Annotated in this window: 23 protein-coding genes; 16 read left to right on the forward strand and 7 right to left on the reverse strand. The window is 73.9% G+C overall.

Translation table 11 applies throughout. From position 1 onward, the window contains the following. The first annotated feature begins 61 nt into the window (after nucleotides 1–61). The 8 genes from ACZ6EJ_RS17940 (at nucleotide 62) to ACZ6EJ_RS17975 (ending at nucleotide 10,427) form a co-directional block, all read left to right on the forward strand. Entirely contained in the window at nucleotides 62–1,252 is a 1,191-nt protein-coding gene (locus ACZ6EJ_RS17940) for an MFS transporter (RefSeq protein WP_469268140.1), read from the forward strand. A gap of 134 nt (nucleotides 1,253–1,386) precedes the next feature. Beyond that, nucleotides 1,387–2,832 carry an aldehyde dehydrogenase family protein gene (locus tag ACZ6EJ_RS17945; protein ID WP_469268141.1) on the forward strand — a complete coding sequence of 482 codons (1,446 nt, stop codon included), beginning with the start codon at nucleotides 1,387–1,389 and terminating at the stop codon, nucleotides 2,830–2,832. A gap of 283 nt (nucleotides 2,833–3,115) precedes the next feature. Then, nucleotides 3,116–4,369: a 1-deoxy-D-xylulose-5-phosphate reductoisomerase gene (dxr, locus tag ACZ6EJ_RS17950; protein ID WP_469268143.1), complete on the forward strand. Its 1,254-nt coding sequence runs from the start codon at nucleotides 3,116–3,118 to the stop codon at nucleotides 4,367–4,369. Further along, a complete protein-coding gene (locus ACZ6EJ_RS17955; RefSeq protein WP_469268144.1) occupies nucleotides 4,366–5,676 on the forward strand; it encodes a M50 family metallopeptidase in 1,311 nt (436 codons plus the stop codon). The genes dxr and ACZ6EJ_RS17955 overlap by 4 nt, the downstream gene beginning before the upstream one ends. 172 nt (nucleotides 5,677–5,848) lie before the next feature. Further along, on the forward strand, nucleotides 5,849–7,003 hold the full coding sequence (ispG, locus tag ACZ6EJ_RS17960; RefSeq protein ID WP_469268145.1) for a flavodoxin-dependent (E)-4-hydroxy-3-methylbut-2-enyl-diphosphate synthase: 1,155 nt from the start codon (nucleotides 5,849–5,851) through the stop codon (nucleotides 7,001–7,003). Nucleotides 7,004–7,154: 151 nt separating this feature from the next. Further along, nucleotides 7,155–8,000: a GNAT family N-acetyltransferase gene (locus tag ACZ6EJ_RS17965; RefSeq protein WP_469268147.1), complete on the forward strand. Its 846-nt coding sequence runs from the start codon at nucleotides 7,155–7,157 to the stop codon at nucleotides 7,998–8,000. Nucleotides 8,001–8,084: 84 nt separating this feature from the next. Further along, nucleotides 8,085–8,654, forward strand: a complete 570-nt coding sequence (locus ACZ6EJ_RS17970; RefSeq protein ID WP_469268148.1) for a GNAT family N-acetyltransferase — start codon at nucleotides 8,085–8,087, stop codon at nucleotides 8,652–8,654. A 69-nt stretch (nucleotides 8,655–8,723) separates the two neighbouring features. After that, nucleotides 8,724–10,427 carry a proline--tRNA ligase gene (locus tag ACZ6EJ_RS17975; protein ID WP_469268150.1) on the forward strand — a complete coding sequence of 568 codons (1,704 nt, stop codon included), beginning with the start codon at nucleotides 8,724–8,726 and terminating at the stop codon, nucleotides 10,425–10,427. A 64-nt stretch (nucleotides 10,428–10,491) separates the two neighbouring features. On the opposite strand, the gene ACZ6EJ_RS17980 is transcribed toward ACZ6EJ_RS17975, so the two are convergent. Genes ACZ6EJ_RS17980 through ACZ6EJ_RS17990 form a run of 3 tightly spaced genes read right to left on the reverse strand, consistent with a single transcriptional unit; the run spans nucleotide 10,492 to nucleotide 12,497 of the window. Continuing rightward, nucleotides 10,492–11,415: an aminoglycoside phosphotransferase family protein gene (locus ACZ6EJ_RS17980; protein WP_469268152.1), complete on the reverse strand. Its 924-nt coding sequence runs from the start codon at nucleotides 11,413–11,415 to the stop codon at nucleotides 10,492–10,494. Nucleotides 11,416–11,445: 30 nt separating this feature from the next. Next, on the reverse strand, nucleotides 11,446–11,955 hold the full coding sequence (locus tag ACZ6EJ_RS17985; RefSeq protein ID WP_469268154.1) for a ferritin-like domain-containing protein: 510 nt from the start codon (nucleotides 11,953–11,955) through the stop codon (nucleotides 11,446–11,448). After that, entirely contained in the window at nucleotides 11,952–12,497 is a 546-nt protein-coding gene (locus tag ACZ6EJ_RS17990) for a hypothetical protein (RefSeq protein WP_469268155.1), read from the reverse strand. Before ACZ6EJ_RS17990 ends, ACZ6EJ_RS17985 begins: the two co-directional genes overlap by 4 nt. Nucleotides 12,498–12,673: 176 nt before the next feature. Between ACZ6EJ_RS17990 and rimP the strand changes: the two genes are divergently transcribed. From rimP to ACZ6EJ_RS18030, 8 genes are all read left to right on the forward strand, one after another. Then, nucleotides 12,674–13,177, forward strand: coding sequence for a ribosome maturation factor RimP (rimP, locus tag ACZ6EJ_RS17995; RefSeq protein ID WP_469268156.1), 504 nt, complete (start codon nucleotides 12,674–12,676; stop codon nucleotides 13,175–13,177). 2 nt (nucleotides 13,178–13,179) lie between these two features. Next, a complete protein-coding gene (gene nusA / locus ACZ6EJ_RS18000; RefSeq protein WP_469268158.1) occupies nucleotides 13,180–14,220 on the forward strand; it encodes a transcription termination factor NusA in 1,041 nt (346 codons plus the stop codon). Nucleotides 14,221–14,333: 113 nt separating this feature from the next. Then, nucleotides 14,334–14,612 carry a YlxR family protein gene (locus ACZ6EJ_RS18005; RefSeq protein ID WP_469268159.1) on the forward strand — a complete coding sequence of 93 codons (279 nt, stop codon included), beginning with the start codon at nucleotides 14,334–14,336 and terminating at the stop codon, nucleotides 14,610–14,612. Nucleotides 14,613–14,765: 153 nt separating this feature from the next. After that, a complete protein-coding gene (infB, locus tag ACZ6EJ_RS18010; RefSeq protein WP_469268161.1) occupies nucleotides 14,766–17,879 on the forward strand; it encodes a translation initiation factor IF-2 in 3,114 nt (1,037 codons plus the stop codon). A 166-nt stretch (nucleotides 17,880–18,045) separates the two neighbouring features. After that, complete coding sequence (locus ACZ6EJ_RS18015; protein WP_469268163.1) at nucleotides 18,046–18,339, forward strand: DUF503 domain-containing protein; 294 nt, start codon at nucleotides 18,046–18,048, stop codon at nucleotides 18,337–18,339. A gap of 37 nt (nucleotides 18,340–18,376) precedes the next feature. Then, nucleotides 18,377–18,853, forward strand: a complete 477-nt coding sequence (gene rbfA / locus ACZ6EJ_RS18020) for a 30S ribosome-binding factor RbfA (protein WP_469268164.1) — start codon at nucleotides 18,377–18,379, stop codon at nucleotides 18,851–18,853. Beyond that, entirely contained in the window at nucleotides 18,850–19,749 is a 900-nt protein-coding gene (gene truB / locus ACZ6EJ_RS18025; protein WP_469268166.1) for a tRNA pseudouridine(55) synthase TruB, read from the forward strand. Before rbfA ends, truB begins: the two co-directional genes overlap by 4 nt. 868 nt (nucleotides 19,750–20,617) lie before the next feature. Continuing rightward, nucleotides 20,618–21,574: a bifunctional riboflavin kinase/FAD synthetase gene (locus ACZ6EJ_RS18030; protein ID WP_469268167.1), complete on the forward strand. Its 957-nt coding sequence runs from the start codon at nucleotides 20,618–20,620 to the stop codon at nucleotides 21,572–21,574. 10 nt (nucleotides 21,575–21,584) lie between these two features. Here the strand turns inward: ACZ6EJ_RS18030 and ACZ6EJ_RS18035 are convergent, their stop codons facing one another. From ACZ6EJ_RS18035 to ACZ6EJ_RS18050, 4 genes are read right to left on the reverse strand one after another with little or no spacing between them, the layout of a single operon-like run. After that, on the reverse strand, nucleotides 21,585–22,598 hold the full coding sequence (locus ACZ6EJ_RS18035) for an ABC transporter ATP-binding protein (RefSeq protein WP_469268168.1): 1,014 nt from the start codon (nucleotides 22,596–22,598) through the stop codon (nucleotides 21,585–21,587). Then, entirely contained in the window at nucleotides 22,595–23,650 is a 1,056-nt protein-coding gene (locus ACZ6EJ_RS18040) for an ABC transporter ATP-binding protein (protein WP_469268170.1), read from the reverse strand. The genes ACZ6EJ_RS18035 and ACZ6EJ_RS18040 overlap by 4 nt, the downstream gene beginning before the upstream one ends. Beyond that, nucleotides 23,647–24,639: an ABC transporter permease gene (locus tag ACZ6EJ_RS18045; RefSeq protein ID WP_469268172.1), complete on the reverse strand. Its 993-nt coding sequence runs from the start codon at nucleotides 24,637–24,639 to the stop codon at nucleotides 23,647–23,649. The genes ACZ6EJ_RS18040 and ACZ6EJ_RS18045 overlap by 4 nt, the downstream gene beginning before the upstream one ends. Beyond that, nucleotides 24,636–25,727, reverse strand: a complete 1,092-nt coding sequence (locus tag ACZ6EJ_RS18050; RefSeq protein ID WP_469268173.1) for an ABC transporter permease — start codon at nucleotides 25,725–25,727, stop codon at nucleotides 24,636–24,638. The genes ACZ6EJ_RS18045 and ACZ6EJ_RS18050 overlap by 4 nt, the downstream gene beginning before the upstream one ends. Nucleotides 25,728–25,730 lie beyond the last annotated feature (3 nt).

Genomic DNA, 25,730 nt, shown 5'->3' on the forward strand with positions numbered 1-25,730 from the left:
CATGCCCAAGTTTTGAACTGACCAATACAAAACCTCATCGCACCCACAAGGGGGGCCCACTGTGCCTCGTGCCGTCCACGTACTGGCCTTCGGCATCTTCGCCATGGTCACCAGTGAATTCGTCGTCGCCGGACTGATGCCGCAGATGGCCGGCGGGCTGGGCGTCACCGTCCCGCAGATCGGCTACCTGATCACCGTCTTCGCCCTGTCCATGGCGCTCGGCGGACCGCTGCTCTCCGTCGCCCTGCTGCGGCTCGCGCCCAAGACCGCGCTCATGGTCCTCTTCCCGGTCTTCCTGGCCGGCAACGTGCTCGCCGCCACCGCCTCCGGCTACCCGGCCATGCTGGTCGCCCGCGTCATCACCGGGGTCGCCTCGCAGGGCTTCTTCGGCGTCGCGATCTCGCTCGGCTCCCAGCTCACCCGCCCCGAGATACGCGGCCGGGCCGTGGCGGTCATCCTCAACGGGCTGATGCTCGGCACCCTGCTCGGGCTGCCGCTGGCCACCCTGGTCGGCGAACGGTTCGGCTGGCGCGCCGCGTTCTGGGCGATCTCCGCGCTCACCGTCGCCGCCGCCCTGTGCACCCTGATCGGCGTGGACCGGACGGACCGGCCGGAGGGCAGCGGCACGTTCCGCTCCGAACTGACGGCCTTCCGTGCTCCTCGGCTCTGGCTCGCCCTGCTCACCAGCACCATGGTCATCGGCGCGACCTTCTCCGCCTTCAGCTACCTCAACCCGATCCTCACCGAGGTCACCGGATTCTCCTCGGGCACGGTCCCGCTGCTGCTCCTGGCGTACGGCGCCGCCACGGTGATCGGCAACACCGTCGTCGGCCGGTTCGCCGACCGGTACGCCCTGCCGGTCCTGCTCGGCGGCCTGACCCTGAACGTGGTGTTCCTGGCCGCGTTCGCCCTGCTGGCCGGGTCCGCGACCTGGGCGGTGCTCTGCATGACGGGCGTCGGCCTCGTCGGGGTCACCATGAATCCGGCCCTGGTCACGCGGGTGCAGCGCAGGGCCAACGCCCGGCCGCTCGTCAACACGGTGCACAGCTCCTTCATCACCCTCGGCGTGGTCCTCGGCTCGGCGCTGGGCGGCGTGGGCGTCGACCGGTTCGGCCTGCGGGCCCCCCTCTGGCTGGGCGCGGGACTCGCGGTGGCCGGCCTGCTCACCCTCGTACCGGATCTCGTCCGGCGTACGGGGAACCGCGGGGCGTCCGCGCCGGAGCGGTCCGGCGACACCGCCTCCGCCAATTAGGAGCACCCGGCGCCCCCTCCGCTCCATGCCGGACAAGCGCCCGGTGCGCCCGGCCGCCCTACGGTGGGACCACAGCGGTGGGCCTCTCGGGCGTCCACCACCTCCCTCACGACCTCCGAAGGGCCGAAACCTCCATGACTTCGCCCCACGCCTTCTGGGTGGCCGGCCGCCAGGCCACCGGCGCCGACAGCTTCGACGTCACCAACCCGTACGACGGACGCCTCGTCGGCACCGTCAGCGTGCCGACCGACGCCCAGGTCGAGGAGGCCGTCGCCGCCGCCCACGCCGTGCGCGACGAGTTCGCCGCGACCCCGGCGCACGTACGGGCCGCCGCGCTCGACCACGTCGTACGGCGGCTGACGGAGCGCACCGAGGAGATCGCCCGACTGATCTCGGCGGAGAACGGCAAGCCGATCAAGTGGGCCCGCGGCGAGGTCGGCCGCGCCGCGTCCGTGTTCCGGTTCGCCGCCGAGGAGGCCCGCCGCTTCAATGGCGGCGACGCCCAGCGGCTGGACACCGACGCGGGCGGCACCGGCCGCCTCGCGCTGACCCGGCGCTTCCCGCGCGGAGCGGTCCTCGGCATCGCGCCCTTCAACTTCCCGCTGAACCTCAGCGCCCACAAGGTCGCCCCGGCCATCGCCGTCGGCGCCCCGATCATCCTCAAGCCCGCCCCGGCCACCCCGATCTCCGCGCTGGTCCTGGGCGAGCTGCTGGCCGAGACCGACCTGCCGACCGGCTCCTGGTCCGTCCTGACGGTGCCCAACGACAAGATGCCCGCCCTGGTCCAGGACGAGCGGCTGCCCGTCATCTCCTTCACCGGCTCGGGCCCGGTCGGCTACTCGATCATGGAGTCCGTGCCCCGCAAGCACTGCACCCTGGAGCTGGGCGGCAACGGCGCGGCGGTCGTCCTGGGCGACTACGCCTCCGAGGAGGACCTGGACTGGGCGGCGACCCGGATCGCCACGTTCTCCAACTACCAGGGCGGCCAGTCCTGCATCTCGGTGCAGCGCGTCATCGCCGACGCCTCCGTCTACGACCGGCTGGTCCCCAGGATCGTCGCCGCCGTCGAGGCCCTGGCCACCGGCGACCCGGCCGACGACGCCACCGACGTCGGCCCGCTCGTCAGCGAGGACGCCGCCCGGCGCGTGGAGTCCTGGGTCGACGAGGCCGTCCAGGGCGGCGCGGAGCTGCTCACCGGCGGCAAGCGCGACGGGGCCACCTACGCCCCGACGGTCCTCGCCGGCCTCCCCGACGACGTGGCGCTCTCCTGCGAAGAGGTCTTCGGCCCGGTCATGTCCCTGCAGAAGGCGGACGGCGAGGCGGAGGCGTTCGCCGCCGTCAACTCCTCCAAGTACGGCCTCCAGGCCGGGGTCTTCACCCACGACCTCCAGGCCGCCTTCCGCGCCCACCGGGCCCTGGAGGTCGGCGGCGTGATCATCGGCGACGTCCCCTCCTACCGCGCCGACCAGATGCCGTACGGCGGCGCCAAGGAGTCCGGCGTCGGCCGCGAGGGCGTCCGCTACGCCATGGACGACTACACCTACGAGCGCGTCCTCGTCCTCACCGGCCTCGCGCTGTAGCACGCGCCCGCACCGCCCCCGCCCCTCGCGCGCCGGGGGCGGTGCCCGCGGGGACGCCGTCGGACACGGAGTCCGCCCCCCGCCCCTCGCGCGCCGGGGGGCGCTGCGGGCGCCCGACCGCCGCCGGAGCCGCGTACGGAGCGGAGCGGCGGCGGGCCGTCGGCGCTTTCGCCCCTCGCCGCACGGCGGGCCGGCGCCCCCGATGCCCGTGTTGTCCGCACCGCGCCCCGCGCACCGGGACGCGCTGTCCTCGCCCGCGAGGGGAGCGGCGACAATGGGGGCCATGAGCGACAGTCCCGCCCCCCTCGCCGATCCGCACCTCGTCTTCGACGCCGCGGACGGCCGCCGCGATCTCGTGATCCTCGGCTCCACCGGGTCCATCGGCACCCAGGCCATCGACCTGGTCCTGCGCAACCCCGACCGCTTCCGGGTCACCGCGCTCTCGGCCGCCGGCGGCCGGGTCGCCCTGCTGGCCGAACAGGCCCGCAGGCTGCGGGTGGACACCGTCGCGGTCGCCGCCGAGGACGCGGTCCCCGCCCTTCGCGAGGCGCTGCGGGGGCAGTTCGGACCGGGCGAGCCGCTGCCCGAGATCCTGGCCGGGCCCGACGCGGCCACGGCCCTCGCCGCGAGCGGCTGCCACACCGTGCTGAACGGCATCACCGGCTCCATCGGCCTCGCCCCGACCCTGGCCGCGCTGGAGGCGGGCCGCACGCTGGCCCTCGCCAACAAGGAGTCGCTGATCGTCGGCGGCCCGCTGGTGAAGGCGCTCGCCGCCCCCGGCCAGATCATCCCCGTCGACTCCGAACACGCCGCGCTCTTCCAGGCGCTGGCCGCCGGGACCCGCGCCGACGTCCGCAGGCTCGTCGTCACCGCCTCCGGCGGCCCCTTCCGGGGCCGTTCGCGCGCGGAGCTGGCCGACGTCACGCGGGAGCAGGCCCTGGCCCACCCCACCTGGGCCATGGGCCCGGTCATCACGATCAACTCCGCGACCCTGGTCAACAAGGGGCTGGAGGTCATCGAGGCGCACCTGCTCTACGACATCCCGTTCGACCGGATCGAGGTCGTCGTCCACCCGCAGTCCTACGTCCACTCCATGGTCGAGTTCAGCGACGGCTCCACCCTCGCCCAGGCCACCCCGCCGGACATGCGCGGACCCATCGCCATCGGCCTGGGCTGGCCCCAGCGCGTCCCGGACGCCGCGCCCGCCTTCGACTGGACGACGGCCTCCCGTTGGGAGTTCTTCCCGCTGGACGCCGAGGCGTTCCCGTCGGTGGACCTGGCCCGGCACGTCGGCGGGCTCGGCGGCACCGCGCCCGCCGTGTTCAACGCCGCGAACGAGGAATGCGTCGACGCCTTTCTCGCCGGACGGCTGCCCTTCAACGGAATCATGGATACGGTCACCGCTGTGGTGTCCGAACACGGCGCCCCCGCTCCGGGAACCCGGCTCACCGTCGAGGACGTCCTGGAAGCGGAGACCTGGGCCCGCGCACGGGCGCGGGAACTCTCGGCGAAAGCGACAGCGGAGGCGCGCGCATGAGTCTGACCTCGATCCTGCTGACGGTCCTGGGCATCGCCGTCTTCGTCGTGGGCCTGCTCTTCTCCATCGCCTGGCACGAGCTGGGCCACCTCTCCACGGCCAAGATGTTCGGCATCCGGGTCCCGCAGTACATGGTCGGCTTCGGCCCGACGCTCTGGTCGCGCAGGAGAGGCGACACCGAGTACGGCATCAAGGCCATCCCGGCCGGCGGCTACATCCGCATGATCGGCATGTTCCCGCCCGGCCCCGACGGCCGCCTGGAGGCGCGCTCCACCTCGCCGTGGCGCGGCATGATCGAGGACGCCCGGTCCGCCGCCTTCGAGGAGCTGCAACCGGGCGACGAGAAGCGGCTCTTCTACACGCGCAAGCCGTGGAAGCGCGTCATCGTCATGTTCGCCGGCCCGTTCATGAACCTGGTGCTGGCCGTCGCCATCTTCATGGGCGTCGCGATGACCTTCGGCTTCCAGACCCAGACCACCGAGGTCGCCGGCGTCCAGCAGTGCGTGATCGCGCAGAGCGACGAACGCGACACCTGCCGCAGCGGCGACCCGGTCTCCCCGGCGAAGGCCGCCGGCCTGCGGGCGGGCGACAGGATCACCGCCTTCGACGGGCAGCCGGTCGACGACTGGGCGACGCTCTCGGACCGCATCCGCGACACCATCGGCCCCGCCACCCTCGTCGTCGAGCGCGACGGGCGCGAGCTGACGCTGAACGCCGTCCTGCGCGAGAACGCCGTGGCGAAGAAGGACGCCAAGGGGGAGGTCGTCCCCGACCAGTTCGTCAGGGCGGGCTACCTGGGCTTCGCCGCCCGCACCGAGATCGTGCCCCTCACCTTCGGCGACTCCGTCGTCCGCATGGGCGACATGATCGAGAACGGTGTGGACTCGATCATCGCCCTGCCCTCCAAGATCCCCGCCCTGTGGGACGCCGCCTTCGGCGACGGCGAACGCGCCGACGACTCGCCGGTCGGCGTGGTGGGCGCGGCCCGGATCGGCGGCGAGGTGATGAACCTCGACATCCCGGCGCAGAACCAGGTCGCGATGATGCTGTTCCTGCTCGCCGGGTTCAACCTCTCGCTGTTCCTGTTCAACATGCTCCCGCTGCTCCCGCTGGACGGGGGGCACATCGCGGGCGCGCTGTGGGAGTCCCTGCGGCGCAACGTGGCCAGGGTCTTCCGCCGCCCCGACCCCGGCCCCTTCGACGTGGCCCGGCTCATGCCGGTCGCCTACGTGGTCGCCGGGCTCTTCATCTGCTTCACCCTGCTGGTCCTGGTGGCGGACATCGTGAACCCGGTCAAGATCAGTTGAACGCCCCGGCCGCCGCCCCGGCGGCGGCCGGGCGCACCCCTCGTGTCCGGCCGCTCACCGAGCGGTGGACATGTCGACACGGTGCGTCCGGACCGGCCCCCGTGCCGTAACCTCGAAGCCTGGAGCCCGCCGATCTCGGGACCTTGATCCACACCTTGGGGATGCACAGCGCATGACTGCGATTTCTCTCGGAATGCCGGCCGTTCCGACCAAGCTCGCCGACCGACGGGTCAGCCGCCAGATCCAGGTCGGCTCGGTCGCGGTCGGCGGCGACGCGCCCGTCTCGGTGCAGTCGATGACGACGACCCGGACCTCCGACATCGGCGCCACGCTGCAGCAGATCGCCGAGCTGACGGCGTCCGGCTGCCAGATCGTACGGGTGGCGTGCCCCACCCAGGACGACGCGGACGCGCTCGCCACCATCGCGCGGAAGTCGCAGATCCCGGTGATCGCCGACATCCACTTCCAGCCGAAGTACGTCTTCGCGGCCATCGACGCCGGCTGTGCGGCGGTGCGGGTGAACCCCGGCAACATCAAGCAGTTCGACGACAAGGTCAAGGAGATCGCGAAGGCGGCCGGCGAGACCGGCACCCCGATCCGCATCGGCGTCAACGCCGGCTCCCTGGACGCGCGCCTGCTGAGGAAGTACGGCAAGGCCACCCCCGAGGCGCTGGTGGAGTCGGCCCTGTGGGAGGCGTCGCTCTTCGAGGAGCACGGCTTCCGCGACATCAAGATCTCGGTCAAGCACAACGACCCGGTGATCATGGTCAACGCCTACCGCCAGCTCGCCGCCCAGAGCGACTACCCGCTGCACCTCGGCGTCACCGAGGCCGGGCCGGCGTTCCAGGGCACCATCAAGTCGGCCGTCGCGTTCGGCGCGCTGCTCTCCGAGGGCATCGGCGACACGATCCGGGTCTCGCTCTCGGCCCCGCCCGCCGAGGAGGTCAAGGTCGGCATCCAGATCCTGGAGTCGCTGAACCTGCGCCAGCGCCGCCTGGAGATCGTCTCCTGCCCCTCCTGCGGCCGCGCCCAGGTGGACGTCTACAAGCTTGCCGACCAGGTCAGCGCCGGCCTGGAGGGCATGGAGGTCCCGCTGCGGGTCGCGGTGATGGGCTGCGTCGTCAACGGCCCCGGCGAGGCCCGCGAGGCGGACCTCGGCGTCGCGTCCGGCAACGGCAAGGGCCAGATCTTCGTCAAGGGGGAGGTCATCAAGACCGTCCCCGAGTCGAAGATCGTCGAGACCCTCATCGAGGAGGCGCTGAAGATCGCCGAGCAGATGGAGAAGGACGGCATCCCGTCCGGCGAGCCCGAGGTCTCCATCCGCTGACCCGCCCCGCCCCGGTGTCCGCCGCCCCGTCAGGCCTCGCGCCCGGCGGGGCGGCGGCCTGTGCACCGGCCGGTTCCCGGACTGGAGCGGCGTCCCGCGGGCTTGTTGGGTACAGTGCGGAAATCAGCAGACCGCATGGTGAGGCCCCCTCGTGTTGACGCAGACCACCACTCGGGTCCTCGAACCCGGCGACCTCGACGCCGCACTCGCCATCCTGGAGAGCGAGCCGGTGGCCAACGCCTTCGTCACCTCCCGCGTGCAGGTGGCCGGGCTCGACCCCTGGCGCCTCGGCGGCGAAATGTGGGGCTGGTACGCCGACGGCGCGCTCCGCGCCCTGTGCTACTCCGGCGCCAACCTCGTCCCCGTCTGCGCCGGACCCGAGGCCGTCCGCGCCTTCGCCGACCGCGCCCGCCGGGCCGGCCGCCGCTGCTCCTCCATCGTCGGCCCCGCCGAACCCACCGCCCAGCTCTGGCGGCTCCTCGAACCGAGCTGGGGCCCCGCCCGCGAGGTCCGCGCCCACCAGCCCCTCATGGTCACCGAGAGCCCCTCCGCCTGCGTCACCCCCGACCCGCTCGTCCGCCGCATCCGCAAGGACGAGACGGAGGTGCTGATGCCGGCCTGCGTCGCCATGTTCACCGAGGAGGTCGGGGTCTCCCCGCTCGCCGGGGACGGCGGCCTCCTCTACCAGGCGCGGGTCGCCGAACTGGTCGGCGCCGGCCGCTCCTTCGCCCGCATCGACGACGGCAAGGTCGTCTTCAAGGCGGAGATCGGCGCCGCCACCTCCCGCGCCTGCCAGGTCCAGGGCGTCTGGGTCGCCCCCGAGCACCGGGGCAAGGGCCTGTCCGAGACGGGCATGGCCGCCGTCCTGCGCTACGCCCTGGCCGACGTCGCCCCGATCGTGAGCCTGTACGTGAACGACTACAACACCCCGGCCCGCAGGGCCTACCAGCGCGTCGGCTTCCGCGAGGTCGGCGCCTTCATGAGCGTCCTCTTCTGAGCCCGCGCCCCGCCCGCCCCGGCATGAGCGTCCTCTTCTGAGCCCGCGCCCCGCCCCGCCCGCCCCGGCCAGTAGGGTTCCCGCATGGCAGCAGCCCCCGCGAACGGCCCCGCAGCGTCCGACGTCGAGATCGGCCCCGTCGACCTGGCCGCCCGCGTCGACGAAGCCCTGCTGGTCCAGGCGGCCGCCTTCGGACTGACGCGGGAGGAGATCGACGTACGCCGCCACATCGTCCTGCGGCACCTGGAGCACCCGCGGGCCCGCGCCCTGGGCGCCGTCGACCCCGCCGGACGGCTCGTCGGCTTCGTCTACGGGCTGCCCAACGACCGCTCCCAGTGGTGGTCCACCGTCGTCGAGCCCTATCTGCGGGCCACCGGCTCCGACGGCTGGCTCGACGACTCCTTCGTCATCACCGAGCTGCACGTCCACCCCGACCACCAGCACCGCGGCATCGGGCGCACCCTGATCACCGCCGCCACCGACGCCGTCGGCCACCCCCGCTCGATCCTCTCGGCGATCGACCGGGACACCCCCGCCCGCGCCCTGTACCGCTCGCTCGGCTACCGCGACCTGGCCCGCCAGGTCGTCTTCCCCGGCGCACCGCAGCCCTACGCGGTGATGGGCGCGCCCCTGCCGCTGCCGCGCACCGGCTGAAGCGATTTCCGCCCGCGCGCACCGCCCGGTTAACCTCGGGCTCACCACCCTTGCGAGCAGGAGTTCACCATGGCCCAGGTCCAGCGCATGTCCCGATTGATGATCAAGACACTGCGCGACGACCCGGCGGACGCCGAGACCCTCAGCCACAAGCTGCTGGTCCGCGCCGGATACGTGCGCCGCAACGCGGCCGGCGTCTGGTCCTGGCTGCCGCTCGGCAAGAAGGTCCTGGACAACATCTCCAACGTCGTGCGCGAGGAGATGGACGCCATCGGCGCCCAGGAGGTCCTGCTGCCCGCCCTGCTGCCCAGGGAGCCCTACGAGGCGTCCGGGCGCTGGGAGGAGTACGGCGACCTGCTCTTCCGCCTCAAGGACCGCAAGGGCGGCGACTACCTCCTCGGCCCCACCCACGAGGAGATCTTCACCCAGACCGTCAAGGACCAGTGCACGTCCTACAAGGACCTGCCGGTGATGCTCTACCAGATCCAGACGAAGTACCGCGACGAGGCCCGCCCGCGCTCCGGCGTGCTGCGCGGCCGCGAGTTCCAGATGAAGGACTCGTACTCCTTCGACACCACGGACGAGGGCCTCGCGCACTCCTACGCCCTGCACCGGGCCGCGTACATCAGGATCTTCGAGCGCCTGGGCCTGGACCACCGCGTCGTCTCCGCCGTCTCCGGCGCGATGGGCGGCTCCGCCTCCGAGGAGTTCCTGGCCCCCGCCGCCGCCGGCGAGGACACCTTCGCCGACTGCCCGAACTGCGACTACGCCGCCAACACCGAGGCCGTGACCTTCCCGCTCGCCCCCGTCGAGGGCTCGGCGCACGGCGCGGTCGAGGAGCTGGACACCCCCGACACCCCGACCATCGAGACGCTCGCCGCGCACCTGGGCGTCCCCGCCTCGGCGACCCTGAAGAACCTGCTGGTCAAGGTGGACGGCGAGATCACCGCCGTCGGCGTCCCCGGCGACCGCGAGGTCGACCTCGGCAAGCTCGGCGAGCACCTCGCCCCCGCCGTCGTCGAGCTGGTCACCGCGGAGGACTTCGTCGGCCGCGACGACCTGGTCCGCGGCTACGTCGGACCCCAGGGCCTGGAGAAGGTCCGCTACGTCGCCGACCCGCGCGTGGCCCCCGGCACCTCCTGGATCACCGGCGCCAACAAGGAGGGCAAGCACGCGAGGAACGTGGTCGCGGGCCGCGACTTCGAGGTCGACCAGTACCTCGACGTCGTCGTCGTCGAGGAGGGCGACCCCTGCCCGCGGTGCGGCGCCGGCCTGACGCTGGACCGCGCCATCGAGATCGGCCACATCTTCCAGCTCGGCCGCAAGTACGCCGACACCTTCCAGCTCGACGTCCTCGGCCAGCAGGGCAAGCCCGTCCGCGTCACGATGGGCTCGTACGGCATCGGCGTCTCCCGCGCCGTGGCCGCCCTCACCGAGCAGACCGCCGACGACAAGGGCCTGTGCTGGCCCCGCGAGGTCGCCCCGGCCGACGTCCACGTCGTCGCCGCCGGCAAGGCCCTGCAGACGGAGCTGGCCCTGGAGGTCTCCGAGCGGCTCAACGCCGCCGGACTGCGCGTCATGGTCGACGACCGTCCCGGCGTCTCGCCCGGCGTGAAGTTCACCGACGCCGAGCTGATCGGCGTGCCCAAGATCCTCGTCGCCGGCCGCCGCTCCGCCGAAGGGGTCCTGGAGCTCAAGGACCGGCGCACCGGCGAGCGCGAGGAGCTGACCGCCGACGAGGCGATCGCCCGCCTCACCGCCGACCTCGGCTGACCCGTACGCACCGGAGGGCTCCCGCGCACCGCGCGGGAGCCCTCCGGCGTGTGCGCGGGCCCGCCTACAGCCAGCCCGCGAACTCCAGCGCCAGCTCGCCGGTCTGCCGCCTGCCCTCGGCCAGCGCGCGGGTCCCCGACTCCACTGCCCGGAACAGCGTCCAGCCGTGCAGCCGGGCCTGCTCCACCTCCAGGGACTCCGCCAGCTTCCTGACCCGCCGCCGCGCCGTCGCCGGGCCGCCGGGGGAGGCGATCAGATCCTCCACCCGGTCCCGCACCAGCCGCGCCAGGTCGTAGGCGCGCTCGCCCACCACCGGCTCCGGGCCCACCGCGAGCCAGGGGGCCCGCTCCCCGGCCAGGACCTTGCTCTGCCGGAAGTTGCCGTGCAGCAGCAGGTGTTCGGGGGAGGCCGCCACCAGCTCGGCGCGTGCCGCGAGCGCCGCGTCGACCAGCGGCGCCAGCTCGGGGTCGGCCCCGGCGGCCGCCCGCATCCCGCCGGTCTGCCGCCCGGTCCGCTCCGCCACGCTCTCGAAGGCGTGCCCGGCCGGCGGCTCCACCCACAGCCGCCGCACCGTGCCCGCCGCCTCCAGCAGCGCCTTCGCCTCCGGCAGCGAACGCAGCGACACCTCGTGGTGCAGCCGCTCCAGCAGCAGCGCCCCGGACGCGTCGGGCCCCTGGGCCGGCGCGTCCAGCGGCTTCACCGCGCCCCAGCCGCCCCAGTGCTCCAGCGCCGCCCGCTCCCGCTCCGGCTCCGCGGCCGGCGGGGCGAACTTCAACGCCGCCGGCGTCCCGTCGGCGCCGCGCACCAGGAGGACGAGGGAGCTGCGCCCGCCCGGAGCGGCCACCCGTTCCACGACGAGGCCGTCCCCGGCGGCGTCCAGCACCCGTTCGGCCAGTGCCGGGAGCCGGTCGAGCCATGCGGCCGTCCCGGCGTCCCCGTACATCTCACCGAGCGCGCGCACCAGGCGCTGCGGCGGTTCGAAACCCATACGTCGTGTGTTCCCTTTCCGGTCCCTCGGTCAGCGTCCGCCGTCCGTACCCGCGGCCTCCACCGGCCCCGTCGCGGCCCGATCGCCGCCCCGCGCCCGCTCGGCGAGCCCAGGAAAGGCTACGTTGCCGCCCCGCCAGCGGGCCGCGCGCACCGCTGCCTCGCGCAGCGCCCCCGCGGCCTCCCGGCGCAGCGGGCCCTCGGCTGCCCGTACGAGGTCGGAGTAGACGCCCGCCACCCGGTCCTCCAGCAGCGCCGCCAGCCGCACCGCCGAGGAGGCGTCCCCGACCGCGAACGGCAGCGCGTACGCGGCGGCCGCGGCGACCGGCGCGCCGCCCAGCTCCCGCACGGTGCGCGCCAGCGCGTCGCGGCGCGCGCGGTGCCCGGCGTACGCCGCGTCGGCCTCGGCGCGCCGCTTCCCGCCGAGCCGGCCGCCCAGCACGCCGTAGCCGTACACCGCCGCGTGCTCGGCGGCCAGCGCCGCCTGCGCGGCGGTCAGCGCGGGGGAGGGGGCGGCGGGGCGGGTCGCGGGGACGCTCATGCGGCGGCCTCCTCGGCCAGCTCGGTCAGCAGATAGGCGTGCGCCGCCGCGGCCGCCGCCACCGAGGCCAGCAGCCGGGCCAGTTCCGGCTCGGCGGTCAGCAGGGCCTCGGTGTGCGCGTCGGCCCGGCGGCGCTCGGCGGCGGCCAACTCCCGCACCGCCGCCCTCACATCGGCGGGCGCCGGTCCCGGAGCAGCGGGCGGGGCGCTCGCCGCGCCGCCCGCGCCTTTCGCGACGCCGGGCGGCGCCAGCGCCTCGCGGTGCTCCCGCACGGCCGCCCGCAGGGGCGCCAGGCGCGCAGCGGCGGCCGGGTGGGCCCCGGCGACCAGGTCGTAGCGGGCGAGCAGAAGGGCGCCGTCGCGCGCGGCCCTCTCGCGCACCGCCGTCCCGGCCCGGTCGGCGGCGGCCCGTGCGCCGGCGTGCGCGGGCCGTCCGCCATCCGCCGCCCCGTCACCGCCTCCGCAGCCGGTCAGCACCGCGCCCAGGGCCAGGGCCCCCGTGGCGGTGAGCGCCCCCCTGCGTGTCGTCCCCGTGCGATGCACGCTTCTCCTTCGGGCCTGGACCGATCCTGACAGGATCTGTCCTGAAGTGATCACCGCACGTGAGCGTACCCGCGGCGGCTGGGCAGGCGGACGGCAACACCCCTGGCGACCGGATACCCTTTGACCTGACGCACGAAGATCCCCACAACAGCACACGCGGCCGAGGAGTCACCCGGATGAGCACCACCCAGAGCGAGAGGCTGCGCGGGCTGCTGGAACCGCTCGTCAGCGCGCAGCAGCTTGACCTCGAGGAGATCGAGGTGACACGGGCGGGCCGCCGCGGAGTGCTGCGGATCATCGTCGACTCGGACGAGGGCGTCGAGCTGGACGCCTGCGCGGAGCTGAGCCGCGCGATCTCCGCGAAGCTGGACGAGACCGACGCGATGGGCGACGACGAGTACGTCCTGGAAGTCAGCTCCCCCGGCGCGGACCGCCCCCTGGCCGAGCACCGCCACTACGTACGCGCCACCGGCCGGCTGGCCAGGTTCCGCCTGGCCGGCGACGGCTCCGGTGAGCTGGTCGCCCGCATCCTCGCCGTCGACGAGGACGGGCTGGACCTGGAAGTCCCCGGCGTCAAGGGCCGCAAGCCCACCGCCCGCCGCCTCTCCTTCGACGAGATCGACAGGGCGCGCGTGGAGATCGAATTCAACCGCAAGGACAAGAAGGAAGAGGAGGCGTAGCCGTGGACATCGATGTGAAGCTTCTGAAGGGCTTGGCGCAGGACAAGGAGATCCCCTTCGACGTGCTCGTCGGGGCGATCGAGTCGGCCCTCCTCATCGCGTACCACCGCACCGACGGCAGCCACCGCCGGGCGCGCGTGAAGCTCGACGAGAACGGCCACGTCACCGTGTGGGCCAAGGAGGACCCGGCCGACCTGGAGGAGGGCCAGGAGCCGAAGGAGTTCGACGACACCCCCTCCGGGTTCGGCCGGATCGCCGCGACCACCGCCAAGCAGGTCATCCTCCAGCGGCTGCGCGACGCCGAGGACGACCGCACCTTCGGGGAGTACGCGGGCCACGAGGGCGACATCGTGACCGGCGTCGTCCAGCAGGGCAAGGACCCCAAGAACGTCCTGGTCGACATCGGCAAGATGGAGGCCATGCTCCCGGTCCAGGAGCAGGTTCCGGGCGAGGCGTACGTGCACGGGCTGCGCCTGCGCACCTACGTCGTCCGGGTCGCCAAGGGCGTGCGCGGTCCGTCCGTGACGCTGTCGCGCACCCACCCGAACCTCGTGAAGAAGCTCTTCGCGCTGGAGGTCCCCGAGATCGCGGACGGTTCGGTCGTCATCGAGGCGATCGCCCGCGAGGCCGGCCACCGCACCAAGATCGCGGTCCGCTCCACCCGCTCCGGCCTGAACGCCAAGGGCGCCTGCATCGGCCCGATGGGGGCCCGTGTGCGCAACGTCATGGCCGAGCTGCACGGCGAGAAGATCGACATCGTGGACTGGTCGGACGACCCGGCCGAGATGGTCGCCAACGCCCTCTCGCCCGCGCGGGTGAGCGAGGTCGAGGTCGTGGACCTCGGCGCCCGCTCCGCCCGCGTCACCGTGCCGGACTATCAGCTCTCCCTGGCGATCGGCAAGGAGGGCCAGAACGCCCGCCTCGCCGCCCGCCTCACCGGCTGGCGCATCGACATCCGGCCGGACACCGAGACCGACGCCGAGCGCGAGAGCGCCGACCGCGTCCGGGCCGAGCGGGCTCGGGAGCGCTCGGAAAGGCGTTGACCCGGAGCGGGTCGAGGGAATAGATCTGAGCAGTACGCCGCTGAGATCACGACAACATCCGTTCGATTTTTGCCCCTCGGGGGTGAGGTCGTTACGGGGAGGTAGACTTAACCGTGTCTGGCCGGACGCAAGCACACGCTTGCCCCGAGCGAACCTGTGTGGGATGCCGGGAGCGAGCGGGCAAGAGCGAGCTGCTGCGCATCGTGGTGGACGAGGGCGTCTGCGCCCCTGATCCACGCGGTACGCTGCCCGGCCGGGGTGCTTACGTGCACCCCGTCTCCGCCTGTCTGGACCTGGCGGTCCGCCGCCGGGCATTCCCCCGGTCCCTCAAGGCCGAGGGGCCGCTCGACACCGCGGCACTGACGCGGTTCGTCGAGCGGCTGACACCGTAAGAAGGAAAAGTGAACGGCACGGGACCCCGTGCGGTCAGGTACCTCGCGAGTTGGAAGTAGGTCGAGATTGCGATGAGCACTCGATGAGTACGCGATGAGTACGCCCATGAAGTAGCGACGGTCCGGCGGTAACCCGGACCTCAAAGGAGCGAAGTGGCTAAGGTCCGGGTATACGAACTCGCCAAGGAGTTCGGAGTGGAGAGCAAGGTCGTCATGGCCAAGCTCCAAGAACTCGGTGAGTTCGTCCGTTCGGCGTCCTCGACGATCGAGGCGCCGGTTGTACGCAAGTTGACCGACGCACTGCAGGGGCCCGGCGGCAACGCTGGCAAGCCCGCTGCGAAGCCTGGCGCGCCCCGCAAGGCGACGCCTGCCAAGCCCGCGGCGCCCTCCCCGGCCGCCTCGGCACGTCCCGCTGCCCCGAAGCCCGGCGCCCCGGCCCCCAAGCCGGCCGCGTCCGAGGCCCCCGCGAGCAGCACCCCGGCAGCGCCCTCCGCGCCGTCGGCGGGCCCCCGGCCGGGTCCGAAGCCCGCGCCGAAGGCGGCCCCGGTGACCCCGGTCCCGGCCGCCGAGTTCTCGGCCCCGGCGCCGGCCCAGCCGGCCGCCCCCCAGCAGCCCCAGGCCCCGCGTCCCGCGGGAGCCACTCCGGGCCCCCGTCCCACCGGCGGCTCCGCCCGTCCGGCCCCGGCCGGCGGCCAGCGCGACGGCGGCCGCGGCGGCGAGCGCGGCGGCGACCGCCCCGCCCGTCCCGCGGGCCAGGGCGCACCGCGCCCCGGCGCCCGTCCGGCCGGTCCCCGTCCGGGCAACAACCCCTTCACCTCCGGCGGTTCCACCGGCATGGCGCGCCCCTCGGCGCCCCGTCCCGGCGGCGCCCCGCGCCCCGGCGGCGGTTCGGAGCGCCCCGGCGCCCCGCGTCCGCAGGGCAGCGGCCCCGGCGGCGCCCCGCGTCCGCAGGGCGGCCAGGGCCAGGGCGGTGCGCGTCCCGCTCCGAGCGGTATGCCCCGTCCGCAGGCTCCGCGTCCCGGCGGCGGTCCCGCCGGCAACCGCCCGAACCCGGGCATGATGCCGCAGCGTCCCGCCGCGGGCCCGCGTCCCGGCGGTGGCCCCGGCGGCGGCCGCGGTCCCGGCGCCGGCGCGGGTCGTCCCGGTGGCGGCGCCGGTCGTCCCGGCGGCGGTGGCGGCGGCTTCGCCGGCCGTCCCGGTGGTGGCGGCGGCGGCTTCGCCGGCCGTCCGGCCGGTCCCGGCGGTGGCGGCGGCGGTGCCGGTCGTCCCGGTGGCGGCGGCGGCTTCGGCGGCCGTCCCGGCTTCGGCGGTCGCCCCGGCGGCCCCGGTGGCCGCGGTGGCACGCAGGGTGCGTTCGGCCGTCCCGGCGGCCCGGCGCGTCGCGGTCGCAAGTCGAAGCGGCAGAGGCGCCAGGAGTACGAGGCCATGCAGGCCCCGTCGGTCGGCGGCGTCATGCTGCCCCGCGGCAACGGACAGGCCGTCCGGCTGTCGCGCGGCGCCTCGCTCACCGACTTCGCGGAGAAGATCAACGCCAACCCGGCGTCGCTCGTCGCCGTGATGATGAACCTCGGCGAGATGGTCACCGCCACGCAGTCCGTCTCGGACGAGACGCTCCGGCTCCTCGCCGAAGAGATGAACTACGTCCTGGAGATCGTCAGCCCCGAGGAGGAGGACCGCGAGCTGCTGGAGTCCTTCGACATCGAGTTCGGCGAGGACGAGGGCGGCGAAGAGGCCCTGGTCTCGCGTCCGCCGGTGGTGACCGTCATGGGTCACGTCGACCACGGAAAGACCCGGCTGCTGGACGCGATCCGCAAGACGAACGTCGTCGCGGGCGAGGCCGGCGGCATCACACAGCACATCGGCGCCTACCAGGTCTCCTCCGAGGTCAACGGCGAGGACCGCAAGATCACCTTCATCGACACACCCGGTCACGAGGCGTTCACCGCCATGCGTGCCCGCGGTGCGAAGTCGACCGACATCGCGATCCTCGTGGTGGCGGCCAACGACGGTGTGATGCCCCAGACGATCGAGGCGCTGAACCACGCCAAGGCGGCCGACGTGCCGATCGTGGTCGCGGTCAACAAGATCGACGTCGAGGGCGCCGACCCGACCAAGGTGCGCGGCCAGCTCACCGAGTTCGGTCTGGTGGCCGAGGAGTACGGCGGCGACACCATGTTCGTCGACATCTCCGCCAAGCAGGGCCTCAACATCGAGGCCCTCCTGGAGGCCGTCGTCCTCACCGCCGACGCCTCGCTCGACCTGCGGGCCAACCCCGACCAGGACGCGCAGGGCATCGCGATCGAGTCCCACCTCGACCGCGGCCGCGGTGCGGTCTCGACCGTCCTCGTCCAGCGCGGCACGCTGCGCATCGGCGACACGATGGTCGTCGGCGACGCGTACGGCCGGGTCCGGGCGATGCTCGACGACACGGGCAACAACGTCCAGGAAGCGGGTCCCTCGACCCCCGTCCTGGTGCTCGGTCTCACCAACGTGCCGGGCGCCGGCGACAACTTCCTGGTCGTCGACGAGGACCGTACGGCCCGTCAGATCGCCGAGAAGCGTGCCGCCCGTGAGCGCAACGCCAACTTCGCCCGCAAGGGCGTCCGGTTCTCCCTGGAGAACCTGGACGAGGCGCTCAAGGCCGGTCTGGTCCAGGAGCTCAACCTCATCATCAAGGGCGACGCGTCCGGTTCGGTGGAGGCTCTCGAGTCCTCGCTGCTCCAGCTCGACGTCGGTGAAGAGGTCGACATCCGGGTCCTGCACCGCGGTGTGGGTGCGGTCACCGAGTCGGACATCAACCTGGCGACCGGCTCCGACGCCATCGTGATCGGCTTCAACGTGCGCGCCGCCGGGCGCGCCGAGCAGATGGCCGAGCGCGAAGGCGTGGACGTCCGGTACTACTCGGTCATCTACCAGGCGATCGAAGAGATCGAAGCGGCCCTCAAGGGGATGCTCAAGCCGGAGTACGAAGAGGTCGAGCTGGGCACGGCGGAGATCCGCGAGATCTTCCGCTCGTCCAAGCTGGGCAACATCGCCGGTGTGCTGGTCCGCTCCGGCGAGGTCAAGCGCAACACCAAGGCGCGCCTGCTGCGCGACGGCAAGGTCATCGCGGAGAACCTCAACATCTCCGGACTGCGCCGCTTCAAGGACGACGTCACCGAGATCCGCGAAGGCTTCGAGGGCGGTATCAACCTCGGGAACTTCAACGACATCAAGATCGACGACGTCATCGCGACGTACGAGATGCGCGAGAAGCCTCGCGGCTGATCCGCAGGTGAGGCCGGGGGTCCGCCCCCGGCCCCTCCACCACGGTCGGGGCCGGTCGACGGGTCGTATTTCCGTCGATCGGCCCCGGCCGTTCCGGTACGGTTCTGATGTCCCCGGCAAGCTCCGGCGGGGCGCGAACCCGAACCGGCGGGACATCCGGACACACATGTACGTGGGGACACTGTCCTTCGATCTGCTTCTCGGCGACGTACGGTCGTTGAAGGAGAAGCGTTCCGTCGTCCGCCCGATCGTCGCCGAGCTCCAGCGCAAGTACGCGGTGAGCGCGGCCGAGACCGGCGGGCAGGATCTCCACCGCAGGGCCGAGATCGGCCTTGCCGTGGTCTCCGGTGACACCGGACACCTCTCGGACGTGCTGGACCGGTGCGAGCGGCTGGTCGCCGCGCGTCCCGAGGTGGAGCTGCTGTCGGTGAGACGGCGGCTGCACACTGACGAAGACTGACACGCAAGCGAGAACCAGAAGGAAGAGGGACGGACCGGTGACCGACAACGCGCGGGCCCGCAAGCTGGCCGATCGCATCCAGGTCGTGGTCGCGGAGACCCTGGACCGGCGAATCAAGGATCCGCGACTGGGATTCGTGACGATCACGGACGCCCGCGTCACCGGCGACCTGCGGGAGGCCACGGTCTTCTACACGGTCTACGGCGACGACGAGGAGCGCGCGGCCTCCGCCGCCGCGCTGGAGAGCGCCAAGGGCGTCCTGCGCTCCGAGGTCGGGCGGCAGACCGGGGTCCGGTTCACGCCGTCCCTGGCCTTCGTGCCCGACGCCCTCCCGGACAACGCCCGCACCATCGAGGACCTCCTCGACAAGGCGCGGGCCAAGGACGCGGAGGTGCGCCAGGTGTCCACGGGTGCGAGCTACGCCGGCGACGCCGACCCGTACCGCAAGCCCGAGGACGAGGACGACGACGCCGAGGGCCCCTCCGAGAAGAACGAGGGCCCGGCCTCCGCATGACCGAGCAGACCACGACGCCGGACGGCCTTGTCATCGTCGACAAGCCGTCCGGCTTCACTTCGCACGACGTCGTCGCCAAGATGCGCGGCATCGCCCGCACCCGGCGCGTCGGCCACGCCGGCACCCTGGACCCGATGGCGACCGGGGTCCTCGTCCTCGGCGTGCAGCGGGCCACCAAGCTGCTGGGCCACCTCGCGCTCACCGAGAAGGAGTACCTGGGCACGATCCGGCTCGGCCAGGACACCGTCACCGACGACGCCGAGGGCGAGACCACCTCGTCCACCGACGCCTCCGGCGTGACCCGCGAGGCCGTCGACGCGGGGGTGGCCGCCCTGACCGGGCCCATCATGCAGGTGCCGTCCAAGGTCAGCGCCATCAAGATCGACGGCAAGCGGTCGTACGCGCGGGTGCGCGGCGGCGAGGAGTTCGAGATCCCGGCCCGCCCGGTGACCGTCTCCGCCTTCCGCGTCCACGACGTCCGCGCGGCCGTCGCCGAGGACGGCACCCCGGTCACGGACCTGGTCGTCTCCGTCGTCTGCTCCTCGGGCACCTACATCCGCGCCCTCGCGCGGGACCTCGGCGCCGGGCTGGGCGTCGGCGGCCACCTCACCGCGCTGCGCCGCACCCGGGTCGGGCCGTACGGACTGGACGCCGCCCGGACGCTGGAGGCCCACCAGGAGTCGCTGACCGTGATGCCGGTCGCCGAGGCGGCCGCCGCCGCGTTCCCCCGCTGGGACGTGGACGACCGGCGCGCCAAGCTGCTCCTCAACGGCGTACGGCTCGACATGCCGGCGTACCCGCCGGGGCCGGTCGCGGTCTTCGGGCCGGACGGCACGTTCCTCGTGCTCGTCGAGGAGGAGAAGGGCAAGGCCAGGAGCCTGGCCGTCTTCGCCTGACCGCTCCCCTCCCCGCCGAGACGGCCCCCGTGCCGCGAGCGGAGCGGGCGCCCGCCCCCCTGGCGCCCGCTCCGCGGCCCCTCCCCGGCCCATCTCTTTCCACCGCGACACGCCCCTTCACCCCGTTGGACGGGCGCTCGGGGTGAAGCCGGGGGCGCGGAGGGCGCATATCCCTCCGTGCGGGTCCGGGGGATCACCGGCGGCCCAGGGGCAGCGGGGACCGGTCGATGCGGGCGGCGGTCCGCGACCAGGTCGGCCGGCCGCGCGGCACGGGCTTCTTCGCGGACGACCGGGGCACGGTCGTCACCGCTCCGGACCGTTCCTCCTCCGCGGAGTCGGCGGCCGCACCCGGCTCGTGGTGCCCGGCGACATCACCGCGCCGGGCCTCGCCCTGCCGCGCCCCGACGCCCCGGCCGTGGAGCCGCCGCCCGCCTCCGTACGGGACGGGGCCCCGCCCGCGGGCTGCGTCGACATCGCCGTGCACGGACGCCGCGCGGCGCGGACGGCGTCCTGGACGCCCTGCTGCGGCGCGACGCCGCCGCCTCCGAGGGTGCGTACGCGGACGCTCCACCGCGACGGCTCGGCGCTCGTCCGCACCCCGGACGGCGCCGCCCGCTTCGACCGCTGCCTGGTCGATGCGGCCCGGAGCGATCCCGGATGCGCCGCCCTCCTCCTCCGCCGGCCGGCCGGCGTCCCGACGTGCGGGCGGCGGTCGCCGGTCCGAACGTCCGGCGCGCGATCGAGGCGCTGGACGGGCCGCGCCCGGCCGGGGCGGTGCCGATGCGGGCCGCGGGACGTGAGCATGGCAGTCTTAGACCTGCGTAATCGACATACACACGTACACAGGTTCGGGCGAGGAGCGGTCACAGTGCAGCGCTGGCGTGGCTTGGAGGACATCCCCGAGGACTGGGGACGCAGCGTCGTCACCATCGGCTCCTACGACGGGGTGCACCGCGGGCACCAGCTCATCATCGGCCGGGCGGTGGAGCGCGCCCGCGAACTGGGCGTCCCGGCCGTCGTCGTGACCTTCGACCCGCACCCCAGCGAGGTCGTCCGCCCCGGCAGCCACCCCCCGCTGCTCGCCCCCCACCACCGCCGCGCCGAGCTGATGGCGGAACTGGGCGTGGACGCGGTGCTGATCCTGCCGTTCACCACCGAGTTCTCCCAGCTCTCGCCCACCGCCTTCATCGCGAAGGTCCTGGTGGACCGGCTGCACGCGCGGGCCGTCATCGAGGGCCCCAACTTCCGCTTCGGCCACAGGGCCGCCGGGAACGTCGCCCTGCTGACCGAGCTGGGCGCCGAGTACGACTACACCGTCGAGGTCGTGGACCTCTTCGTGTGCGGCGAGGCGGGCGGCGGGGAGCCGTTCTCCTCCACTCTCACCCGCCGGCTGGTCGCCGAGGGCGACGTCGCCGGCGCGGCCGAGATCCTCGGCCGCCCGCACCGGGTCGAGGGCATCGTCGTGCGCGGCGCGCAGCGCGGCCGCGAGCTGGGCTACCCGACGGCCAACGTCGAGACCCTCCCGCACACCGCGATCCCCGCCGACGGCGTCTACGCCGGCTGGCTGGAGGCGAACGGCGAGTCGATGCCCGCCGCCATCTCCGTGGGCTCCAACCCCCAGTTCAACGGCACCGAGCGCACCGTCGAGGCGTACGCCATCGACCGGGTCGACCTGGACCTGTACGGGCTGCACGTGGCCGTGGACTTCCTCGCCTACGTCCGCGGCATGGCGGCGTTCGCCTCCGTCGACGACCTGCTGGTGGCGATGGCCGCCGACGTGAAGCGCTCCGGCGAGCTGATCGCGGCGTACGACCGCACGCGCTGACGCACGGCCCTCAGTCCGGGGCCCCGTCACCGCGCGCCGCCGCCCAGTGGCACGCGACCTGGGCCCGCGGCCCCCCGTCCAGCACCGGGAGGTCCACGCTCCGGCACGCCCCGGCCACCCCCGCCCGCTCCGCCCCGCCCGAGGCGAGGACCTGGCAGCGGAGGTGGAACCGGCAGCCGGACGGCACGTCCGAGGGGTCCGGCGGCTCCCCGGCCAGCACGACCGGCTCCTCCCGTGCCTCCGGGAGGACGGAGAGCAGGGCCCGCGTGTACGGGTGCCGGGGGGCGGTGAGCAGGCGCTCGACCGGCCCCGACTCGACGATCCGGCCGAGGTACATCACCGCCACCCGGTCCGCGATGTTCCAGGCGAGCCCCAGGTCGTGGGTGACCACCAGCGCGGAGAGCCCCGACTCGTCGCGGAGCCGCAGCAGGAGCGCCAGGATCTCGCCCCGCACCGACGCGTCCAGCGAGGCCACCGGCTCGTCGGCCACGATCAGCTCCGGCTCCAGCACCAGCGCCCCGGCGATCACGACGCGTTGGCGCTGACCGCCCGACAGCTCGTGCGGGTAGCGCAGGAGGAATCGTTCCGGCGGACGCAGCCCCGCCCGCGCCAGGGCGCGGGAGACGGCCGCCGGCTCGTCCCCGGCGTACCCGTGGATGCGCAGCCCCTCGGCCACCGCTTCGTACACGGTGTGCCGGGGGTTGAGGGAGCCGCTGGGGTCCTGGAGGACCAGTTGCACCCGCTTGCGGTACGCCTTGAGGGCGCGGCCGGTGTACGCGAGCGGCTTCCCGCCGAAGACGACCCGCCCGGAGGTGGGCGGGACGAGGCCGAGCAGCGTCCGGGCCAGCGTCGTCTTGCCGCACCCCGACTCACCGACCAGCGCGACGATCTCGCCGGGCCGGATGGCGAGGTCGACGCCGTCCACCGCGCGGGCGGGGGCGGCCCCGCGCCGGCCGGGGAAGGCGACCTCCAGCGCCTCGGCGCTGAGCAGGGGCGCGGTGCCGACCACCGGGATCGTGCTCATGGCGTGCCCTCCGTGTCGTCCGCGGCGGGCGCGCCGCCGGCCTCCACCAGCACGCAGGCGGCCCGCCGCCCCTCGCCGGCGTCCCGCAGCGCCTGGTCCTCGGTCGCGCACGTGCCCCGCGCCACCGGGCACCGGGGGTGGAACGCACAGCCCCCCGGCAGCGCCGCCGGGTCCGGCGGATCGCCGGGCAGCCCGCGCGGGGCGTGCCGGGAGGCGGGGTCCCCGATCCTCGGGAAGGCGGCGGAGAGCGCACGGGCGTACGGGTGTCGGGCGCTCCGGTACACCAGCCGGGCGGGGCCCTCCTCGACGACGCGGCCCGCGTACATCACCGAGAGCCGGTCGCAGGTCTCCGCGAGCACCGCCAGATCGTGGCTGATCATGATCAGCCCGACGCCGTGGTCGGCGACCGACCGCTCGATCAGGCGCAGGATCTGCGCCTGGATCATCACGTCGAGCGCGGTCGTCGGCTCGTCCGCCACGATCAGCCGGGGGTCGCAGGCCAGCGCCATGGCGATCATCACCCGCTGGCGCTGCCCGCCGGACAGCTCGTGGGGGTACGCCCGCGCACGGGCGGCGGGCAGCCCGACCCGCTCCAGCAGTTCGCCGGCGCGGGTGCGGGCGGCGGCGGGGGAGGCCGCGCTGTGGAGCAGGATCGGTTCGGCGATCTGGTCCCCGATCCGGTGGACCGCGTTGAGCGAGTGCATCGCGCCCTGGAAGACGATCGACGCCCCCGCCCAGCGCACGGCGCGCAGCCGCCCCCACTTCATGGCGAGGACGTCCTCGCCGTCCAGCAGGATCTCGCCGGACAGACGCGCGGTCGCGGGCAGCAGCCGCAGCAGCGCGAGGGCCAGCGTCGACTTCCCGCAGCCGGACTCCCCGGCGATGCCGAGCTTCTGCCCGGCCTCGACCCGCAGGTCGACGCCCCGCACGGCGGGGACGGCGCCGTCCCCGTCGCCGTAGACGACCCGCAGGTCCCGCACCTCCAGGAGGGGCGGGTCGCCGACCGGCCCGGTGGGGCCGCGGGAGGCGGTCGTGCTCGTCGTGGCGGTCAACGGGACGCTCCCAGTCTGGGGTTGAGCACGGCTTCGATCGCCCGGCCGCACAGCGTGAAGGCGAGGGCGACCGCTGCGATGGCGAGTCCGGGCGGGGCGAGGTACCACCACTTGCCGGAGCTGACCGCGCCGGCCTCGCGGGCGTCCTGGAGCAGCCCGCCCCAGGAGACGACGGTGGGGTCGCTGAGCCCGAGGAAGGCGAGGGTCGCTTCGGTGAGGATGGCGGTGGAGATCACCAGCGTGGTCTGGGCGAGCACCAGCGGCATCACGTTGGGCAGCACGTGCCGGGACATGATGTGCCGGTGCCCGCCGCCGAGCGCCCGCGCCCGCTCGATGTACGGGCGGGACTCGACGGCGAGCGTCTGGGCCCGCACCAGGCGGGCGGTCGTCGGCCAGGTCGTGACGCCGATCGCCAGGACCGTCGTCCACACCGACCGCGACAACACGGTGGCCAGCGCGATGGCCAGCACCAGCGTGGGCATCACCAGGAACCAGTCCGTGATCCGCATGGCGACGGTGGCGTACCACCCCTTGAAGTGGCCGGCGGTGATGCCGACCAGGGTGCCGATGGCCACCGACAGGAACGCGGCGAGCAGTCCCACGGTCAGCGAGACGCGGGTGCCCCAGAGCATCAGGGCGAGCAGGCTGCGCCCGAACTGGTCGGTCCCGAGGGGGTAGTCGCCGCTGGGGGCCTCCAGCGGGGAGCCCTGCGCGCCGGTGACGCTGCGCGCGTCGGCTCCCACCAGCAGCGGGGCGGCGAGCGCCAGCAGGGCGATCACCACGAGCACGGCGAGGCCGGCGAGTCCGGCCCGGTGCGTGCGGTACTGCCGCCAGAAGCGGAGCGCGGCCCCGCGCCGCCGGGCCCGGGCGAGGGCCCGCGGGCCGACGGGCCCCGCGGAGCCCGGCGGCCGGACGGCGGACTCCGCGGCAGCGGGCCTCCCCGTCTCGGGCTCCTTGGGCGGATCGGGCGTCTCGGTGGAGGTCGTCATCGGCCCACCCGTGGATCGAGCAGCGGATAGATCACGTCGGCGAGCGTGTTCACCAGGATCACCGCGGAGGCGAACACGAAGAACAGGGCCTGCACCAGCGGCAGGTCGGGCACGCTCAGCGCCTGGTAGAACAGGCCCCCGAGCCCCGGCCAGGAGAACACCGTCTCCACCAGGATCGCCCCCGCGACCGTCGTGCCGAGGTTCACGAAGATCAGGGTCACGGTCGGCAGCATCGCGTTGGGCACGGCGTGCCGGCGGCGTACGAGATCGTCGCGCAGCCCCTTGGCGCGGGCCGTCGTCAGGTAGTCGCCGCCCATCTCGTCCAGCAGGGAGGAGCGCATCACCAGCAGGGTGCGCGCGTACTCCACGGCGACGAGCGTCACGACGGGCAGCACGAGGTGGTGGGCGATGTCCAGGGCCCGGTCGAAGCCGGTCGTGGTGCCGGACTCCATGCCGCCGGTCGGGAAGAGGCCGGGGATCGGGCCGACGCCCACGGACAGCGTGATGATGAGGAGCAGGCCGAGCCAGAACGAGGGCACCGAGTACAGCGTGAGCGCGAGCGCGGTGCCGACCCGGTCCCCGGTGGAGCCGTGGCGCCAGGCCGACCGCGCGCCCAGCCAGATCCCGAGCAGCGTGTAGAGGACGAAGGCGGTGCCGGTGAGCAGCAGGGTGGCGGGCAGCGCCTCGGCGATCTTGTCGACCACGGGGGCGCGGAACTGGTACGACGTACCGAAGTCGCCGGTCAGCGCCTTGCCGCAGTACTGGGTGAACTGCTGCCACAGCGGCAGGTCGAGGCCGAACTCGCGGCGCATCGCCGCGATCTGCTCGGTCGACACCTGGCGGCCGCCGGTCATCTGCTTGACCGGGTCGCCGGGGATCAGCCGGAAGAGGAAGAAGCTGGTGACGAGGACGGCGAAGAGGGAGACGGCCGCGCCGGCGAGCTTGCCCGCGGTGTAGCGGGCGTACGCGGCCGTCGTACGGGAGCGCGGGCCGCGGGCCGGCGCACCGGCCGGGACCGGGCCGCCCGGTTCCGCGCCGTCCGCGCCCGCCCCGTCCGCGCGGGGCGCGGGAGTGCTCTCGATGCTCATGGG

The organism is Streptomyces sp. NPDC041970 (assembly GCF_055588985.1).